Below are 18,821 nucleotides of genomic sequence, written 5' to 3' on the forward strand. Positions count from 1 at the left end.
CCTGCGCTTCAACGCCGCGACGCCGGGGCGCGCTTCAAAAGCAGAAAGGCGCCGTGCGGCGCCTTTCTGCATGCGATCGAACGAGACGGCCGTCGATCAGAAGATGTTGCGCAGGCCGATCGCGATGCCGGTCTGGTTGCTGCGGCCCGGCAGCTCGACGTTGGCTGCGCCGTTGGTCTTGTTGAAGTCGATGGTGCCGTAGACTTCGGTGCGCTTGCTCAGCGCGTACTCGGCGATGCCGACGATCGCGTAGCGGTTGCCGCTCGCGAGCGTGCCGTTCGCGGTCATCGCGTTGCGCATGTGGTCGTAGTAGAACGCGCCCGTCAGCGTCAGCGGCGTGCTGACCTGCCAGCTCACGCCCGCGAACGGACCGTCGTCGATCCGGCCGGTGCCCTTCGCGACCGGAATCGACTGCTGCGCGAGCAGGCTGTCGACGAAGCCCGTGTCATCCTTCGAGCGCAGGTAGCCCGCGTAGACCTTCGCCTTGCTGAACGCGTAGACGACGTTCGCGTGGTAGATCGTCTGCTTGCGCGCCGAGTTGTCGCTGTTCTGCTGCGCGCCGGCCGCGATGCTCAGCGGGCCCATCACGTACGACAGCGATACGCCCCACGCATTGCCCTTGCCGAGCGAACCCGGGATCTGGCCCGAGAAGCCGCCCGCGCCGGTCGATTCGTAGTTGGTGCCGGTCGAGTACATCGCCTTCGCGGTCAGGCCCGCGAACTTGCCCGTGTACTTGATCTGGTTGTCCGCATACAGGCCGCCGCCGAGCGCAACCGGCAGCCACGCGTTCTCGAGGTAGTTGCCGACGGTCAGCGGATCGTAGGTGTCCGACAGCAGGTCGAACAGCGGCGTCTTCTGGCGGCCGAGCGTGACCGTGCCGTACGGGCTCTGCAAGCCGACGTAGGCTGCACGGTTGAACAGGCGGCCGCTGTCGGCGAACGCGCCGTTCTGCAGGTTCACGCCGCTTTCCAGGTTGAACAATGCCTTCAGGCCGCCGCCGAGGTCTTCGGTGCCGTAGATGCCGAAGCGGCTGTTGGTGATCGCACCGTTGGTCATCGACACGAGGCCGTCGTTGTTCGCGTTCGCGTTGGTCAGGTAGCGCACGCTGACGTCGGCGACGCCCCACAGCGTGACCGAGCTTTGTGCCGCTACATGCTGGCTGGCGAATGCCAGCAACGCGCCCCCTGCGAGTGCTGCGAGTCGGATGGTCTGCTTCATGAGCTTTCCTTTTTTTAGGTGTCTCCATTCATGACCGGCCGCGTGCGCAGCCGGGTGGCGATCGCGCGCGTTCTTGGCGCGCACGATGTGGGCTGAATCATATGACGAGTGCAATCGTTGAAAGAAATTGAAACGCACAGTAACGCGCGAACTGTCGCCCGCGCACAACGTTATGCGCGGCAACGCAGGCTCGGCGGCTGTCGGGCAGGATCCGGGCGCATCCGGCCGGGACGTTTACGCGGCGTCAGGTCTGTAAGGACGGATCGCGCCGCGCAACCATGGGCGGGGAGGAAGAGGCGCCGGCGTGACGGGCCCGGTCACGCGGCCGACGGCGGCACATCGTCGCTCGCGTGCCGGCGCCGCGCGCGCCGCACGATTTCCGCGAACGCGCCCGCGAGCAGCAGCACCGCCCCCCACAGCGCGACTTCCGCGACGAGCCGCGTGACGAAGCCGCCGATCACCGCGCCCGCGAGAAAGCAGAAGCTGATCGTCGCGAGCAGCGCCGAGTCGTGCAGCGCGCCCGCGTCGTAGCGCGGGATCAGCCCGACGAACAGCTTCTGCGCGGCGCGGCGCAGGTTGCCGGTCGTCATCACCGACGTGTACGACAGCTCCTCGAGATGCGTGAACGACAGTGTCTGCAGCGTCGCGACAAACGAGATGCCGGGGATCAGCCAAGCGCTCGACGCGCCGACCGCGCCGCTCGCGGCGATGGCGAGAAACGCGATCTCGACGATCAGGCTCGCGAACGCCGTGTGCCGCATCCAGCCGCGCTGCGCGGCGAGCGCGAGCAGATGCGCGACGAACACCGCGAGCACGAAACCGAGCAGCGGCGGCACGTGATGCAGTGCGGCAGCCCATTCGCCGGCCGATACATTGATGCCGAGCAGCGCAACGTTGCCCGTCATCGTGTTCGCGAACACGTGGCCGTGGCCGACGTAGGTGTATGCATCGAGATAGCCGCCGGACAGCGTCAGCAGCGCGGCGACGGTGAGATTGCGGCTGGCGCCGTCGAGATCCATCGATCCTCCCGTGGGGTGCGCCGCCGGCGGCGCGCGGCGGGCGGTGCGGAATTCGGTTGCGGGCGTCGCGTCCCGCCGCTCGCCGCCGCGACGCGCGCGGTTCGTCGCGCGGCATGGGCAGCGGCAATCGCCGGCATGGCGGGCGGGCCGGGTCAGGCCGAGTATAGCGGCGCGCCGGGCGTGGGCCGGTTCCGCGCGGCCGCGACCGCAGGCGACGCGTCGAGTCGGCCGAGCGGCAGAGGCTTACTGCCCGATGCCGCTGAGGCCGATCAGCGCGCCGGCCGCGAGCAGCCACAGCGGATGGATGCGCGTGCGATACGCAAGCACCGCGCATGCGGCCGTGATGCCCCACTGGATCGCGGTGTGGTTCGACGCGTCGGCGATCAGCACCGCGCTCGCCGCGACGAGCCCGGCCGTGACCGGCATCATCCCCTGCTGCACGTAGCGGCGCCACGGCCGGTCGCGAAAGCGCTCCCACGCGTGCAGCGCGAGCACGGTGACGATCGACGACGGCCCGAACTTCGCGAGCGACGCGACGAGCAGTCCGGCCCAGCCGGCGACGTGCCAGCCGACCAGCGACACGATCATCATGTTCGGCCCGGGTGCCGCCTGTGCGAGCGCGAACAGCGCGGTGAACTCGTGCGCGCTCATCCAGTGATGCACGTCGACAACCTGCCGCTGCATCTCCGGCAGGATCGTGTTGCCGCCGCCGAACGCCAGCAGCGACAGCTGGCTGAAGATCGTCGCGATCGCGACCAGCGTGTCGTTCATTGCCGGCCTCCCGGTTGCGCGTCGCGACGCCGCGCCGCGAGCCAGACGCTGAGCGGCGTCAGCACGAGCATCGTGGTCAGCAGCGGGATGCGCAGCACCGCGATCGCGACGAACGCGAGCACCGCGATGCCGGCCGCCGCACGCGCATGCCGCAGCGGCTTCGCGACCTTCACGGCCATCGCGGCGAGCAGCCCCGCGGCGGCGGCCGCGAGCCCCGCAAACAGATGCTGCACGCGCGGATCGTTTTGCGTTTTCGCATACAGCACGCCGAGCGCGACGACGACGAGCGTCGGCCCCGCGATCAGCCCGAGGATGCCGGCGAACGCGCCGGGAATGCCGCGAAAGCGCATCCCGACGGCCACCGACAGGTTGATCACGTTGCCGCCCGGCAGGAACTGGCACAGGCCGAGCAGATCGGTGAATTCGTCGGCGCTCAGCCACTTGCGCTCGTCGACGATGGTGCGCCGCGCGAACGGCAGCGCGCCGCCGAACGACATCAGCCCGAGCGACAGAAAACCGGTGAACAGCTCGGCGAGACCGATCCGGCGCGGCGACGCGGCGGACGGCGGAGAAGCAGATTGCATGGGGATCCTCATGAACGGTCAGCCGAGCTTACCGCCGTTCCGGATGCCGGCAAAACGATTTTATCGGCGCGCCCTTGTGATCTAGAATCACAAGCATGGCTCGCGATCTCCCGCCCTTTTCCGCGCTTCGGGCCTTTGAAGCCGCGGCACGACATGAAAGCTTCAGCGCCGCTGGCGACGAGCTGCATGTGACCCACGGTGCCATCAGCCGGCAGATCGCCGGCTTCGAGGCATGGCTCGGCAAGCCGGTGTTCCACCGCTACGGCAAGCGCGTGAAGCTCACCGACGAGGGCCGCCGCTATCTGGACACTGTGCGCGCCGCGTTCGACAGCATCGCGCTCGCGACCGAGCAGCTGCGCCATACCGGCACCGCGCGCGTGCTGCGCATCAACGCGCTGCCGACCTTCGCGATGAAATGGCTGCTGCCGCGCCTGTCGCGATTCCAGCGCGACGTGCCGAACGTGGAGCTGAAGCTGTCGACGTCGAATGCGCCGCTCGACACGCTCGACGGCTTCGACGTCGCGATCCGCCGCGGCCCCGGCCACTGGCCGAACTGCGCGAGCGGCCACTTCCTCGACGAAAGCGTGATTCCGGTCTGCAGCCCCGCGCTGCTCCGGCGCGCGCCGATCGCGCGCGCCGACGATCTCGCACGGCACGTGCTGCTGCATTCGGATACGCGCCCGGAAGGCTGGCGCGACTGGTTCGCGGCGGCCGGCGTCGCGATGAAGGTGCGCAAGCGGCAGTCGTTCGACCACTTCTATCTTGCGCTGCAGGCGGCCGTCGACGGACTCGGCGTCGCGCTCGGCCCGCTGCCGCTGATCGACGACGAACTGGCGAGCGGCCGGCTCGTGATGCCGCTCGACGGCCCGCGCATCGCGACGCGCAGCTACTGGTGGATTACGCCGCGCGCGCCGGCGGACGATCCGCTGGTCGCGCAGTTCTGCGCGTGGCTGCAAACGCAGTCGAACCTCGGCGCGTAGCGCGACGCGGTTCGACGAGACCGGCGAGACGGACGACGCGGGCGGACGGACGCCGCCCGCCGGATGCTCAGACCACCGGGCCCGGTTCCTTTTCCTTGCGCAGGATCGCGTACAGGATGATCGCGCCGAACGTCGCGGTGCCGATCCCGCCGAGCCCGAAGCCGCCGATCTTCAGCGAGAAGTCGCCGGCGCCGAGCACCAGCGTGACGGCCGCGACGATCAGGTTGCGGTTGTCGGAGAAGTCGACCTTGTTGACGACCCAGATCCGCGCGCCGGTCACCGCGATCAGCCCGAACACGACGATCGACACGCCGCCGAGCACCGGGCCCGGAATCGTCTGGATCACCGCGCCGAACTTCGGCGAGAAGCCGAGCACGATCGCGATCAGCGCGGCCACCGCGAACACCAGCGTCGAGTATATCCGCGTGACGGCCATCACGCCGATGTTCTCCGAATAGGTGGTGACGCCGGTGCCGCCGACGCTGCCCGACACGATCGTCGCGAGCCCGTCGCCGATGAACGCGCGGCCGACGTAGCGGTCGAGGTTGGTGCCCGTCATCGCGCTGACGGCCTTGATGTGGCCGAGGTTCTCGGCGACGAGGATCACCGCGACCGGCGCGAGCATCAGCATCGCGTGCGGATCGAACACCGGCGCGGTGAAGGCCGGCATCCCGAACCACGCGGCATGCGCGACGATCGAGAAGTCGACCGGCTTGCCGAGCCCCATCCCGTTGGTCGCGATCGCGTAGAGCGCGTACGCGATCGCGAGCCCGACCAGGATCAGCAGGCGCTGCACCATGCCGCGCGCGAACACCGCGACGCCGCCGACGCACAGCACCGTGACGAGCGCCATCACCGAGTCGAAGGTCGACGCGGACACGCCCTTGACCGCGATCGGCGCGAGGTTCAGCCCGATCACCGCGACCACCGCGCCGGTGACGACGGGCGGCATCAGCGCCTCGATCCAGCGCGTGCCGATCGCCGACACCAGCGCGCCGAGCGCGACGTACACGACGCCGCACGCGACGATCCCGCCGAGCGCGACCGGGATGTTCGGGTTCGGCCCGCTGCCGCCGTAGCCCGTCACCGCGATCACCAGGCCGATGAACGCGAAGCTCGAACCGAGGTAGCTCGGCACGCGGCCGCCGACCAGCACGAAGAACAGCAGCGTGCCGATGCCCGACATGAAGATGCACAGATTCGGGTCGAAGCCCATCAGCAGCGGCGCGAGCACCGTCGAGCCGAACATCGCGACGACGTGCTGCACGCCCATCGCGACCATCTGCGGCCACGGCAGGCGCTCGTCGGGGCCGACCACGCGCGCGGCCGCGCCGGTCGATTGCACCCGCCAGCGCGGGAAGTAGGAATCGGACATGGGAAAAAGGGCTCCTGTCGGTCGCCGGCTGCGAACGGTGCGCCGGTCTGGAATCTGGCGCGAGTTTACGGAGCGGAAATGGGGCTGGCAAGCACGGCGCGGGCTGCAAGCGATCGAAACATCGGCGCTGCAATTTCGAATTCGTCTGATTCACAGCGCACGCCGCGCCGCCTACAGTACGAGAACCGCAGCGCGCCAGGGCGCGGCGGCGTTGTCCAGTTGCTCCCTCCACCGTCCGGGCGTTGCGCCCGGGCGGTTTTTTTTGCGCCGCGCCGTCGATGTAAGCGTGCGCTCACATCGACGGCGGCACACGCTGCATCACGGGTTGATGTACTGGAACAACGACAGGTTCTGCAGCTGCGCGTAAGCCTTCTGTGCGCCGCTCAGCGCGTTCTGCATCTGCAGGAACTGGCTGATCGTCGTCACCATGTCGGTGCTCGTCACGTCCGCGAGGTTGCTCGTGACCTGCAGCGTGTTGGTCTGGTTCACGGCCTGCATCGCCTGGATTTCCTGCTCGCGGCCGCCGACCGACGCCTGCACGGTGAGGATGTTCGTCATCGTGTTGTCGAGCTTGGTCGTGCCGGTCGTCATCGTGTTCGCGAGCGCGGTGGCCGCGGCCGTATCGTTGCCGACCGGCACCTTCAGCGCGGCGATCATCGTGTCGAGCGTCGCGAACACGTCGGTGCCGGCCTGCGGCGCGGGCGTGACCGAGAACGTGTCGCCCGACGCCGGCGTGCCCGACACCGGCACCGTCAGCCCGTTGCCGAGCGCGATCGCCGTGCCCGCCTCGTACGGCTGCGGGTCCGTCGTGGTCGCCGGCGTGACGGTGTTGTCGGTCACCGTGTAGGTCGGCGCGTCCGACGTGCCTGCGAACGTGATCGTGAACTGGTGCGCGTTGGTCGCCGCCGACGGGTCCGTGATCGACACCGCGCCGATCGTGCCCGTGCCCGAGTTGCGCGCGCCGGCGGCCGGCACCGGCTGGCTGCCGAGCATCGGCACCGACATGAACACGCTCGCGCCGTCGTCGCCCTGCGCGATCGTGCGCGTATCGGCAATCTGTACCTGGCGCGCGCCGCGGTCGCCGCTGTAGATCGCGCCGCCGCCCGTACTGTTCGAGAACGGCGCCGTGGTCGACTGGTAGCCGGCGAACAGGTAGTTGCCCGCGCCGTCGGTCGTGTTCGCGAGCGTCATCAGCTGGTCGCGATAGCCCTGCAGCTGCGTCGCGATCGCCGAGCGGTCGCTGTCGGACAGCGAGCCGTCGCCGGCCTGCATCACGCTCGAGTGGATCGTGTTCAGCAGGTTGTTGACGGTCGTCAGCGTCTGGTCCTCCTTCTGCAGCGACGACAGCGCGACGTTCTGGTTCGTCGCGTACTGCGACAGCGTCGCCGAGGTCATCGACAACTGCACGGCCTGCGCCGCGCCGAGCGGGTTGTCGGCCGGCGTCGACAGGCTCACGCCGCTCGAGATCTGCTGGTAGAGCTGCGCGAGCTGCGCCTGCTGGTCGCTCATCTGCGCGACGTTGAGCTGGTAGAACTGGGCAGTGGAAATCCGCATCGCTTCGATCCCCGGAATCAGTTGAACAGGCCGAGCACGGTCTGGAACAGCGTCGCCGCCGTCTGGATCACCTTCGCGTTCGCCTGGTAGAGCTGCTGGTACTGCATCAGGTTGGCCGCTTCCTCGTTCTGGTTCACGCCCGACACCGACTGCTGCGACGCGGTGATCTGGCCGACCAGCGCGGTCTGCGCGGCGCTCGACGACTTCAGTTGGCTCGCCGCGTTGCCGATATTGTTCACGTAGCTCGCGTAGGCACCCGTCAGCGTGACCGTGCCGTTGCCGAACGACTTCGCGCTGACGAGCTTCGACAGCGCGAGCGCGTTGGTGCCGTCGTTGGTGCCGCCCGCGTACGGGCCGATCTTGAACTGGTCGCCGTCGGCCGGCGCGCCCGACAGCGATACCGTCACGCCGTTGATCGCGCCCGACGCGGTGCCCGACATCGTCAGCGTCGCGCCGACCGACGGGTCGTACGGCACCGGCGTCGACGGGTCGGCGATCGTCACCTGCTGCGGCGGCGTGCCGGCGATCGTCACGGTCGTGCCGGCCGGGAAGCCCGACAGCGACTTCGACGCCGCGTCGTAGGTCAGCGTGGTCGACGGCGCCTGGTAGCCGGCGCTCACCGCGCCCTGCGTGATCGTCGCGGTGCCGGTGTTGGTCGACACGGCCGACGACACGACCGGCGACGCGGCCGCGATCGCCGAGCCGTTCGACGTCGCGAGGCCGAAACCGTCGAGCGCGCCGCGCGTGGGCAGCACCGTGAACTGGTCGCCGGCGCTCATCGCGCCCGACGAGAACGAGAAGTCGAGCCCGCCGATCGATGCCGGCATCGACTTCGAGGTGCCGACCACCGAGCCGCTCGCGCGATCGGTCAGCGTGTACTGGGTGCCGTCGTACGACAGCGTGTAGTCGCTCGCGGTCGGCTGCGACGCGTCGGTAAACGACACCGACAGCGCCGCGTCGCCCTTGTTCTGCTGGTTCGCGTAGACGGCCGGCGTGCCGACCGCGAACAGGTTGCCGCCGACGTTGCCCGACAGGTCGATGCCGAGCGCGTTCTGCGCGTTGACCTGCGCGGCGAAGCTCGTCGCGATCGCGCCGAGCTGCGCCTGCGCGGGGTCGAGCGTCTGGCTGCGGAACGCGAGCAGGCCGCCGAGCGTGCCGCCCGACAGCGACGCGTCCGACAGGTACTGGTTCTGGCCCGGCGGGTTCGCGCCGGCGATCCCCTGCGACACGACGGTCAGCTCGCTCGGATCGGACGGCGACGTGACGGCCGCGAGCTGGTAGCTCTTGTCGGCGACGACGAGCGGCTGGCCGCCCGCGAGGAACACGCTGTAGCCGTCGCTGTTGCGCACCACCTGCACGCCCGCGAGGCCCGACAGGTTCGACACCGCGAGGTCGCGCTGGTCCATCAGCTGGTTCGGCGGCTGGCCCTGGCTGCTCGCCGCGGAGATCTGCTGGTTCAGCTGCGCGATCTGCGCGGTGTACGCGTTGATCTGCGACACGGTGCTCGTCAGCTGCGTGTTCACGCTCTGGCGCAGCGCGTCGTACTGCTGGCCGGCCGCCGTGATCTGGTCGGCGAGCGTCTGCGCGTTGCTCATCGCGGTCTGCCGCACCGACGGGTCGGACGCGTTGTTCGCGACGTTCTGCAGCCCGGTGAAATAGTTCGTGATCGCGGTCGAGATCCCGGCCGTCGGGCTGCCGACGTAGTTGTTCAGCTGCGCGACAAGCGAATACCAGGTCGACAGCGCGCCGCCCTGCGTCTGCGCGGTGTTCAGCTGGTCGCTCAGGTACTGGCTGTACTGCCGCTGCACGGTGACGGTGTTCACGCCTTGCGGCATGTAGCCGCTGCTCGTGTACTGGCCGCTCGCCTCGGCATAGACGGGCCGCTCGACCGAATAGCCCGGCGTCGCGGCATTGCTGATGTTCTGGCCGGTCGTCGTGAGGCCCCAGAGTGCGGCATTCAGGCCGCTGACGCCGAGGTTCATGAGTGAGTTGGACATGCGCGATCCTGATGAGCCGGCCGCGCTGCGGCCGCCGGGTTGCGTGACTCCCGGTATAACGGCCGCGGATCGGAAAAATTGAGGGAAAAATGCGCGTACGACGCATCGACGTACGTCGTGCGTCGAAACGGCGGGCGGCGAGCGCGCGCGACGGCGCGCCGACGGTGGCGTCAGGCCCGCGCGAGCGAGCGGCGCTTCATCTCGAGCTGCGTGATCAGCCGCTGCAGCGTATTCTCCGCGCTGCCCGGCAGCGACAGGAAGCGAAAGCCGAGCTGGTAGCGCCGCGAGCCGTTCGGCATCTGCGTCGAGCGCTGCGACACGAGCTGCAGGTCGAGCGACAGCTTGCCGTGGCCGTTCAGCTCGAGCTCGGCGCCGGGCAGCTGCGTGCCGACCTCCAGCGTCTCGACGCGCTCGTCGGCCGTGCGCAGCCCGACGCCGCCGAGCGACAGGTTGTGCACCTCGAACACGAAGCTTTCGCCGCTCGGCAGCGTGCCGCGGCACAGATACGGATCGACGACCGGCGCGTCGACGCGGAAATATTCGCGGCGCTGGATGCAGACCAGCACGTCGGGAAAATCGGCGGCGAACGCAGGCAGCCCCTCGTAGCGCGTCTCGCGCGGCGTGCCCGTCGCGAATTCGACGCGCACGCCTTCCGGTGCGGCCGAGAACGTGCAATGCGACGCGCCGAGGATGCCGGCGTTCTGCTCGGCCAGCGCGCCCCAGTCGAACGTGAACGTCCGTGCGCCGACGTCGACCTCGAGCAGCCGCGTGACGAGCTGGCCGCCCGGATACTGGACGGTCAGGAAATCGCCGCGGTTCACGAGGTTGCGCAATTGCACGCCGATCTCCAGCGGATTGCGGCGGGCAAAGTCGGGGCCGGAATGGCCTGCATCCAGGCTCGGATCCGTCGACGTTTCGATATTCATGGCTAGCCGGTCTTTCTTGTCGTGGGCGCACGGAAAACCGGTGCGCGGTAAAACCGGGCCAGAAAACGGGCCCGGTCGCAGGTCTCTCACACTTAGCGGCAGTGCTGACCGAAAGTTTAGAACGATTTGCCGATTTTTTTTGCGCAAACGTTGAAACCGCGCGCGGCGGGCAGCCGGGCGCGGTCCGAAAGGTCGGGCGGCAGGCGGGCGGCCCGTCAGCCGATCTGCTGCATGATCGAGATCAGCTTCTTCGCGTAGTTCGGGTCGGTCGCATAGCCTGCCTTCTGCAGCCCGTGCGCGAAACCTTCGACGCTGCGGCTCGCGCTCAGGACGCCAGCATAGCGCGGATTGTTCTTCAGCAGGTTCGCGTAATCGGTCATCGCGTGCTCGTACGAATCGTACGCGCGGAACTTCGCGACGACGCGGCGCGGCGTGCCGTTCACGTATTCGGTGGTCAGCGCCGACACCGTCCGGCCGGTCCAGCCCTTGGTCGCCTTGATGCCGAACACGTTGTGGCTGGTCGAGCCGTCGGCCGCGCGGATCTCGCGCTTGCCCCAGCCCGATTCGAGCGCGGCCTGGCCGACGATGAAGCGCGCCGGGATGCCGGTCGCCGCGCTGGCCGCCTGCGCGGGCGCGGCCAGCCGGTCGACGAACGCGTCGGCGTCCGGCGAGCCGCTCGCGCCCTTCAGCGGCGGCGTCAGCGCGCTGCCGGCCGTATAGCCGCGCGCGCCAGCCAGGCCGCCGTTGTTCGACGCCGCGTTCGCATACGCCTTCGCCATCGCGTTCATCGCGGCGAGGCTGCCCTCGCTGCCGGACTCGCCGAAACCGGCGGCGCCCAGCCCGGCCGCGCCGAGATCGGCCGCCGTGCCGCCGCCCGCGCCCTGCCCCGCATTGCGCATCAACTGCTTCATCAGCGCGTCGGCGACGCCGATCCCGCGCGACGACATCTGCTGCGCGAGCTGCTGGTCGAGCATCGACGTGTACATCTTCGACGTGTGCGAGTCGAACAGCCCGCCGTCGGGCGTCGCGTCGCGCATGCTCTTCAGCATCATCTGCGTGAACATCGCGTCGAACTGGCCCGCGACGAGCTTCGCGCCGCCCTGCGGCGACTGCTTCACCTGCGCGCGCAGCGCGTCGAAGCCCTGTACGTCGAGCGCGAAGCGCTGCGTGAGGTCGCCCGCGCCCGGAAGATTCGCCGAATTCGCCATTTAGATGATCTCCAGGTCCGCGCGCAGCGCGCCGGCCGCCTTCATCGCCTGCAGGATCGACATCAGGTCGGCCGGCGTCGCGCCGAGCGTGTTGAGCGCCTTCACGACGTCGGCGAGGTTCGCGCCGGCCGTCACCATCTTCAGCGCGCCGTTGTCCTGCTTCAGCTGGATCTGCGACTGCTGCGCGACCACCGTCTGCCCGTTCGAGAACGGCCCCGGCTGCGACACGACCGGCTGCGTGTTGACGACGACCGACAGGTTGCCGTGCGCGACCGCGCAGCTTTGCAGCGTGACCATCTGGTTCATCACGATCGAGCCGGTGCGCGCGTTCAGGATCACCTTCGCGGCGGCCTTGTCCGGGCTCACGTCGAGGTTCTGCAGGCGCGCCATGAACGCGACCTGCTGCGCCGGGTCGGCCGGCGCGGCGAGCTGGATCGTGCGGCCGTCGAGCGCCGTCGCGACGCCCGGGCCGAAGTTCGAATTGACCGCCGACACGATGCGCTGCGCGGTGCCGTAGTCCATGTCGTTCAGCTGCAGCTGCAGCATCCCGTTCATCTGCGCGAGCGCGTTCGGCACCGAGCGCTCGACGATCGCGCCGCCGACGATGCGCCCGGCCGCGAGCTGGTTCACCTGCACGCGGCTGCCGTTCGCGCTGGCGCCGGCGCCGCCGACCGCCATGTTGCCCTGCGCGAGCGCATACACCTGCCCGTCCGCGCCCTTCAGCGGCGTGAGCAGCAGCGTGCCGCCGCGCAGGCTCTTCGCGTTGCCGAGCGACGACACCGTCACGTCGAGCGCCTCGCCCGGCCGCGCGAACGGCGGCAGCGTCGCGGTCACCATCACGGCCGCGACGTTCTTCAGCTGCATGTTGTTCAGCTGCGACGCGCCGCCGTTGGCCGAGCCGTTGTTGATCGAGATGCCGAGGTTCGCGAGCATGTTCGCGAGCGTCTGCGTCGTAAACGGCGTCTGCATCGTCTGGTCGCCGGTGCCGTCGAGGCCGACGACGAGGCCATAGCCGATCAGCGGGTTGTCGCGCACGCCCTGGATCTGCGCGAGGTCCTTCAGGCGCTCGGCGCGCGCGGGGCCCGCGCCGAGCCCGCACGCGGCGGCGACCAGCAGCAGCGCGACGGCGGCATGCGCGCGAAACGACAGGCGACGAAGTACGGTCTTGTGCATCGGCGTCACCACGGCGCGATATTGAGGAAGAAGCGCTGCAGCCAGCCCATTGTCTCGGCTTCGTTGATGTAGCCCTTCGCCGAGTATTCGATCTTCGCGTCGGCGACCTGCGTCGAATAGACGGAGTTCGCGCCGGAAATCGTGTTCGGGTTGACGACGCCCGAGAAGCGCACGAATTCGTTGCCCTGGTTGATCAGCATCTGCTTTTCGCCGCTGACCACCAGGTTGCCGTTCGGCAGCACGTTGGTGACGGTCACCGTGATCGTGCCGTTGAAGGTGTTCGCCGCGCTCGCGCCGCCGGTCGCGGCGAACTTGTTGTCGCCCGACGCCGACAGGTTCGCCTTGCTGAACAGCCCGCCGAGGAAGCCGGCGGTCGGCACGTTGAAGTCGGTGTTGCCCTGCCGGTTGGTGTTCGCGCCCGACGACTTGGTCGCGTTGATGTTTTCCGCGATCACGATCGTCAGGATGTCGCCGATGTTGCGCGGCCGCTGATCCTCGAACAGCGGCCGGCCCGCGTAGCCGGGATTGAAGATCGAGCCGGGCGCCTGCATCGACACCGGCATCGGCGGCTGCGCCGTCATCGGCTGCTGGATGATCGGCTCGTGCGGAATCTGCGCGCAGCCGGCGAACGCCGCCACCGCGACCGCGCAGGCGGCGCGGACGGTGGCGGGCGGGAGGAGGCGAACCTGCTTCATGGCAACGACGGGATGTCCGGTTAACTCTTCATCTGCGTGACGGTCTGCAGCATCTGGTCGGACGTCGTCACGGCCTTGCTGTTGATCTCGTACGCGCGCTGCGTCTGGATCATGTTGACCAGCTCCTGCACCACGTTCACGTTCGACGCCTCGACATAGCCCTGGTTGAGCGTACCCGCGCCGTTCAGGCCCGGCTGCGACACGTTCGGCGCACCCGACGAGGTGGTTTCCGCGAACAGGTTCTCGCCCTTCGCCTCGAGGCCGGCCGGGTTGATGAAGGTCGCGACCTGCAGCGAGCCGATCTGCACCGCGTTGCTCGAGCCCGGCTGCGTGACCGACACGACGCCGTCCTTGCCGATCGTCAGCGACGTCGCGTTCTGCGGCACCGTGATCGCCGGCAGGATCTGGTAGCCGCTCGACGTGACGAGCTGGCCCTGCGCGTTGGTCTGGAACGAGCCGTCGCGCGTGTACGCGTTGGTGCCGTCCGGCATCAGCACCTGGAAGAAGCCCGCGCCGTTGATCGCGACGTCCTTCGAGTTGCCGGTCTGCGTGAGGCTGCCCTGCGTATACAGGCGCTCGGTCGCGACCTGCTGCACGCCGGTGCCGAGCTGCAGGCCCGACGGCAGCTCGGTCTGCTGCGTCGAGTTCGCGCCGGGCTGGCGGATGGTCTGGTACAGCAGGTCCTCGAACACCGCGCGCGAGCCCTTGAAGCCGTTGGTGCTGACGTTCGCGAGGTTGTTCGAGATCACGTCCATCTGCGCCTGCTGCGCATTCATGCCGGTGGCGGCGATATAGAGCGAACGATTCACTTGTTAGGTTCTCCTGCTAGGGCTGGCGCGAGTCGCTCAGCTGAAGTTGAGCAGCTGGTTCGCCGACTGCTCGTTCTGGTCGGCCGTCTGGATCAGCTTCGACTGAAGCTGGAACGCGCGCGCGTTGTCGATCATCGCGACCATCGCGGTCACCGGGTTCACGTTGCTGCCTTCGAGCGAGTTCGGCGTGACGACGACGTTCGGGTCGGCATCGGCCGGATTGCCGTCGGCGGTGCGGAACAGCCCGTCGTTGCCGCGCGTGAGCGTGGCCGGATCGGGATTGACGAGCTTCATCTGGTCGACGATCGCGACCGCCGTCGGCGGGTCGCCTGGCATCAGCGCGGACACCGTGCCGTCCTTGCCGATCGTCACTTCCGCGTTCGGCGGCACCGAGATCGGGCCGCCGTTGCCGACCACCGGCAGGTTGCTCGCGTTGACGAGCTGGCCGTTCTGGTCGACGTGCAGGTTGCCGGCGCGCGTATACGCCTCGCTGCCGTCGGCCAGCTGCACGGACAGCCAGCCCGCGCCCTGCACCGCGACGTCGAGCGGATTGCCGGTGCGCGTGATCGGTCCCGGCGCAAAGTCCGCGCCCGGCGTCGACGCGAGCACGTAGGTGCGCGTCGTCGTCGGGTCGACCGTGCTGCCGTCGCCGAAATTCATCGGCACCGCGCGATAGGTCGCGAGCTGCGCGCGAAAGCCCGTCGTCGACGCGTTCGCGAGGTTGTTCGCGACGATCGCCTGCTGGTCGAGCGACTGCGACGCGCCCGTCATCGCCGTGTAGATCAGTCGGTCCATGGCTGCCCGTTATCCGCGCGTCACAGGTTGATGAGCGTCTGGTCGACGGTCTGCTGCGTCTTGATCGTCTGCGCGTTCGCCTGGTAGTTGCGCTGCGCGGTGATCAGGTTCACGAGCTGCGAGGTCAGGTCGACGTTCGAGTTCTCGAGCGCGCTGCCCTGCAGCGTGCCGTGGTTCGTGCTGCCCGGCGCGGAGATCTGCGGCACGCCCGACGCGGCCGTCTCGACGTACTGGTTGCCGCCGATGTTGACGAGCCCGTTCGGGTTGTTGAAGTTCGCGAGCGCGATCTGGCCGAGCGTCGCCGTCTGGCCGTTCGAGTAGTTGCCGGTGACCTTGCCGTCGTTGCCGATCGTGAAGGTGGTCAGCGTGCCGCTCGCGAAACCGTCCTGCGCGAGGTTGTTCACGCCGTCCTTGCCGCCGTACTGCGTGGTGCCGGTCAGGTCGAGCGTCAACGGCTGCGGCGTGCCGGAGCCGTCGCTGTTGTCGATCGTGAACTTGAACTGGCCGAGCGACGTGGTCGCAGTGCCGTCGGACGCGACGGTGCTCTGGATCGCGCCGGTCGAATCGAAGGTGACCGTGCCGAGATCGGTCGTGCTGCCGCCCTGCACGCCCGCGTACGCTTCCCACTGGCCGCTGGTGGCGGACTTCACGAAATACATGTTGACCGGCTGCGAGCCGCCGAGCGAGTCGTACACCTGGATCGACGTCGAGTAGTTGTACGTCGTGTTGTCGCTCGGGTCGAACGGCGCCTTGGCCGGCACCGAGTCCTGCGAGTTCAGGTTGAACTGGCCGGTGATCTTGGTGGTCGCGGTCGGCGCGATGTTGGTCGTCGGCGCCTGCAGCGGCACGGTCTGCGCGGTGTTGATCACGCCGTTCTTGTCGGCCGCGTAGCCCATCAGGTTCAGGCCCTGCGCGTTGACGATGTAGCCGTTCTTGTCGCGCTGGAACGTGCCGTCGCGCGTGTACGTCATCACGCCGTTGTTCGACATCTGGAAGAAGCCGTTGCCGTTGATCGCGACGTCGAGCGACGAGCTGGTCGAATTGATCGCGCCCTGCCCGAACTGCTGCTGCACCGACGCGAGCGTCGTGCCGATCCCGATCTGCGTGTTGACGGACGTCGCGATCGAGTTCGCGTACATGTCCGAGAACTGCGCGGTGCTCGACTTGAAGCCGACCGTGTTCGCGTTCGCGATGTTGTTGCCGATCACGTCGAGCGCGTTCGATGCGCCGGCGAGGCCGCTCAGACCCTGTTCATAACCCATTTCGGTCTCCGTTTCGAGGAAGCTGGATCAGTTGGTGGTGGTGTCGCCGGACGAGGACGAAGACGACGACGCGGTGTTCGGGAAGATCGACGCGACCTGCGTGAGCCCCACGGTCGAGCCGTTCGACAGCACGAGCCCCGGCGTGCCGTCCGACTGCTTGATCACGCTTTGCACCTGCGCGGCCGCGAGCACGGTCGGCGCATAGGTCTTGCCGTCGCTGCCGGTGTACTGCGCGCTGATCGTGTACTGGCCGTCCGGCAGCGCGTTGCCGGCCGCATCGGTCGGCGTCCAGTTGAACGGCACGGTGCCGGCCGACTGCTGGCCCGCGTTGATCGTGTTGACGACGGCGCCCGCGCTGTTCTTCACGGTGATCGTCAGGTTCGACACGCTGCTCGTCAGCGACACGCCGAACGGCGACGCCGCGCCGCTCTTCACCGCGACGGTGTTGCCCGGCGCCAGCACGTTCGAGCCGATCAGCAGCGCGGCCTGCGTCTGCTGGCCGGCCGCGAGCTGCGTCGACAGCGAGGTCAGCGACGTGTTGAGCTGCGCGATGCCGCTCACCGTGTTGATCTGCGCGAGCTGCGAGGTCATCTGCGAGCTGTCGACCGGACTGGTCGGATCCTGGTTCTGCAGCTGCGTGACGAGCAGCGTCAGGAACGTCGTCTGCAGGTCGCTCGCCGACGTGCCGGTCGTCGACACGTTGTTGGTGTTCATCGTGTCGGTCGGCAGGGTCGACACGTTCGTGCCGCTGCTGCCGATCGTCGTGCTGGAGGAGGTCATGCTGTCTGGCCTTGTATCGGATCTGTCGTAACTGCCGGGTCTGTCGGCGCTGGCTGCCGGTCTGCGTGCACGCGGCTCACGAGCCGATCGTCAGCGTCTTCAGCATCAGCTGCTTCGCGGTGTTCAGCGTCTCGACGTTGGCCTGGTACGAGCGCGACGCCGAGATCATGTTCACCATTTCCTGCACCGGGTCGACGTTCGGCATCTGCACGTAGCCGTTCGCGTCGGCGGCCGGGTTCGCCGGGTCGTAGGTCGACTTCATCGGCGACGGATCGTCGACCACCTTCGTCACGCGCACGCCGCCGACGCCCTGGCCGGACGCGGTGCGCGCGCCGCCGATCGGGTCGGTCGCGAACACGACCTGCTTGGCCTTGTACGGCTTGCCGTCGGGGCCGGTCGCGCTGTCGGCGTTCGCGAGGTTCGACGCGGTGACGTTCAGGCGCTGCGACTGCGCGGACAGCGCCGAGCCGGCGACGCCGAAGATGTTCATCAACGAGGGCATGGAGGCTCCTTGTGCTCGGGTTCGGAAGCGGCGCGCGCTTACGAGTTCGTCGTGATCGCGGCGATCATCGCCTTGATCTGCTGGGTCATCACGGTCATCCCGGTCTCGTAGTGCAGCGCGTTGTTCGCGAACTGCACGCGCTCGACGTCGAGATCGACCGTGTTGCCGTCGAGCGACGGCTGCAGCGGCATCCGGTACTGCGCGCGACCGTAGTCGTCCGCCGGGCCGCCGGTCGGGATCAGCTTCGCGGTGCCGGTCATGTGGCCCGCCGCGGTCGACACCATCGTCATGCCGCTCGTCACGCCGGCCGGCTGCGTCATCGGCAGTTGCGCGGCGTTGCTCGGCGCAAGGGCGCCGTTCGCCTGCTTCAGCGAACGCGCGAGCGTCGACGCGAAATCGACGTCGCGGGCCTGATAGCCGGGCGTGTCGGCGTTCGCGATGTTCGACGACAGCAGTTCCTGCCGATACGCGCGCACGTCGAGCGCCTGTCGGCCGAACGCGAATTCGGCATCGAGTTTGTCCAGCATGTGTGCGTCCCTCCGGATGAAGCGCTGCACGCCGCCCGCGCCGCGCGGCGGCCCGGGAGGCTTTTTTCCATGACAGCGATGGTAGGCGTCGCGCGCAACCGGCAATCGGGCGAATAACGCGGCAAAGCCCCCCTCTATTCATCGTTTGCGCGACGGCCCCGCTCCCTAGAATGCAATTCGGGATCAACGGATCGAGGACACGGCGATGACAGGCTGCGCACGGGGCGGCAGAAACGGACGGCGGACGCACGTCCGGCGTGCGTTCGCGCTCGCGGCGGCGCTGTGGATCGCGGTGCCGGCGGCGCATGCGGACGACGGGATGATCGTGATTCCCGGGCGCGGCGAGACGGCCGAGCACGCGCTCGCGACTGCGGCCGCGGCAAGCGGCGGCCTGGCGGGCGGCAATGCGGGCCGGGGGAGTGCGGCGGCCGCGATGAATGCCGCGCCGGCGGGCGCCGCGATGCAGCCGATGAACGCGGTGTCGATTCCGCAGGACCGCGCGGCAAATCCGCCCGCGACCTATCGCGCCGCGACGCGGAGCGGACAACCGGCCACCGATCCGGGCGGCATCGTGACGGTCGTCGCCGGCGCGGCCGATGCCGCGTCGAACGCCGCGCGGGCGCCGCAGCCGCCGGCGATCGCGGCG

At 68.6% G+C, this 18,821-nt stretch carries 18 protein-coding genes and 1 pseudogene; 2 read left to right on the forward strand and 17 right to left on the reverse strand.

What is annotated here, in order from left to right:
• Positions 1–96 precede the first annotated feature (96 nt).
• From BST28156_RS28495 to BST28156_RS28510, 4 genes are all read right to left on the reverse strand, one after another.
• Positions 97–1,218 (reverse strand): porin, encoded by a 1,122-nt coding sequence (locus BST28156_RS28495; RefSeq protein ID WP_174903988.1) that lies wholly within the window; start codon positions 1,216–1,218, stop codon positions 97–99.
• Between the two features lie 317 nt (positions 1,219–1,535).
• On the reverse strand, positions 1,536–2,237 hold the full coding sequence (locus tag BST28156_RS28500; RefSeq protein ID WP_060244091.1) for a YoaK family protein: 702 nt from the start codon (positions 2,235–2,237) through the stop codon (positions 1,536–1,538).
• Between the two features lie 243 nt (positions 2,238–2,480).
• Entirely contained in the window at positions 2,481–3,008 is a 528-nt protein-coding gene (locus BST28156_RS28505; protein WP_060244094.1) for a chromate transporter, read from the reverse strand.
• On the reverse strand, positions 3,005–3,592 hold the full coding sequence (locus tag BST28156_RS28510; RefSeq protein WP_060244096.1) for a chromate transporter: 588 nt from the start codon (positions 3,590–3,592) through the stop codon (positions 3,005–3,007). The genes BST28156_RS28505 and BST28156_RS28510 overlap by 4 nt, the downstream gene beginning before the upstream one ends.
• A 95-nt stretch (positions 3,593–3,687) precedes the next feature.
• Here BST28156_RS28510 and BST28156_RS28515 point away from each other — a divergent pair, with 95 nt between their 5' ends.
• A complete protein-coding gene (locus tag BST28156_RS28515; RefSeq protein WP_060244098.1) occupies positions 3,688–4,572 on the forward strand; it encodes a transcriptional regulator GcvA in 885 nt (294 codons plus the stop codon).
• Between the two features lie 67 nt (positions 4,573–4,639).
• Here the strand turns inward: BST28156_RS28515 and BST28156_RS28520 are convergent, their stop codons facing one another.
• The 13 genes from BST28156_RS28520 to flgB form a co-directional block, all read right to left on the reverse strand.
• Entirely contained in the window at positions 4,640–5,947 is a 1,308-nt protein-coding gene (locus tag BST28156_RS28520; protein ID WP_060244100.1) for a solute carrier family 23 protein, read from the reverse strand.
• Between the two features lie 318 nt (positions 5,948–6,265).
• Complete coding sequence (gene flgL / locus BST28156_RS28525; RefSeq protein WP_060244102.1) at positions 6,266–7,501, reverse strand: flagellar hook-associated protein FlgL; 1,236 nt, start codon at positions 7,499–7,501, stop codon at positions 6,266–6,268.
• Positions 7,502–7,518: 17 nt separating this feature from the next.
• Entirely contained in the window at positions 7,519–9,498 is a 1,980-nt protein-coding gene (flgK, locus tag BST28156_RS28530; RefSeq protein WP_174903989.1) for a flagellar hook-associated protein FlgK, read from the reverse strand.
• A gap of 170 nt (positions 9,499–9,668) precedes the next feature.
• A complete protein-coding gene (locus BST28156_RS28535) occupies positions 9,669–10,424 on the reverse strand; it encodes a flagellar brake protein (protein WP_174903990.1) in 756 nt (251 codons plus the stop codon).
• Positions 10,425–10,639: 215 nt separating this feature from the next.
• The gene (gene flgJ / locus BST28156_RS28540) at positions 10,640–11,632 is read right to left on the reverse strand and encodes a flagellar assembly peptidoglycan hydrolase FlgJ (RefSeq protein ID WP_060244109.1); all 993 of its coding nucleotides are present in this window, start codon (positions 11,630–11,632) and stop codon (positions 10,640–10,642) included.
• On the reverse strand, positions 11,633–12,805 hold the full coding sequence (locus tag BST28156_RS28545) for a flagellar basal body P-ring protein FlgI (protein ID WP_254596435.1): 1,173 nt from the start codon (positions 12,803–12,805) through the stop codon (positions 11,633–11,635).
• A 5-nt stretch (positions 12,806–12,810) separates the two neighbouring features.
• Positions 12,811–13,500: a flagellar basal body L-ring protein FlgH gene (gene flgH / locus BST28156_RS28550; RefSeq protein ID WP_060244111.1), complete on the reverse strand. Its 690-nt coding sequence runs from the start codon at positions 13,498–13,500 to the stop codon at positions 12,811–12,813.
• Between the two features lie 20 nt (positions 13,501–13,520).
• Positions 13,521–14,309: a flagellar basal-body rod protein FlgG gene (gene flgG / locus BST28156_RS28555; RefSeq protein WP_174903991.1), complete on the reverse strand. Its 789-nt coding sequence runs from the start codon at positions 14,307–14,309 to the stop codon at positions 13,521–13,523.
• A gap of 36 nt (positions 14,310–14,345) precedes the next feature.
• Positions 14,346–15,104, reverse strand: coding sequence for a flagellar basal-body rod protein FlgF (gene flgF / locus BST28156_RS28560; protein WP_009687711.1), 759 nt, complete (start codon positions 15,102–15,104; stop codon positions 14,346–14,348).
• 20 nt (positions 15,105–15,124) lie between these two features.
• Positions 15,125–16,366, reverse strand: coding sequence for a flagellar hook protein FlgE (gene flgE, locus BST28156_RS28565; RefSeq protein ID WP_060244113.1), 1,242 nt, complete (start codon positions 16,364–16,366; stop codon positions 15,125–15,127).
• A gap of 27 nt (positions 16,367–16,393) precedes the next feature.
• Entirely contained in the window at positions 16,394–17,146 is a 753-nt protein-coding gene (gene flgD, locus BST28156_RS28570) for a flagellar hook assembly protein FlgD (RefSeq protein ID WP_060244115.1), read from the reverse strand.
• A gap of 76 nt (positions 17,147–17,222) precedes the next feature.
• Complete coding sequence (gene flgC / locus BST28156_RS28575) at positions 17,223–17,648, reverse strand: flagellar basal body rod protein FlgC (protein WP_009687707.1); 426 nt, start codon at positions 17,646–17,648, stop codon at positions 17,223–17,225.
• 38 nt (positions 17,649–17,686) lie between these two features.
• Positions 17,687–18,175 carry a flagellar basal body rod protein FlgB gene (gene flgB / locus BST28156_RS28580; RefSeq protein WP_174903992.1) on the reverse strand — a complete coding sequence of 163 codons (489 nt, stop codon included), beginning with the start codon at positions 18,173–18,175 and terminating at the stop codon, positions 17,687–17,689.
• Positions 18,176–18,380: 205 nt separating this feature from the next.
• Between flgB and BST28156_RS28585 the strand changes: the two are divergent.
• Positions 18,381–18,821, forward strand: a pseudogene (locus tag BST28156_RS28585) (flagellar basal body P-ring formation chaperone FlgA); the annotation flags it as partial.

Origin of the sequence: Burkholderia pseudomultivorans, from assembly GCF_902499075.1 — a bacterium.
GTDB lineage: Bacteria > Pseudomonadota > Gammaproteobacteria > Burkholderiales > Burkholderiaceae > Burkholderia > Burkholderia pseudomultivorans.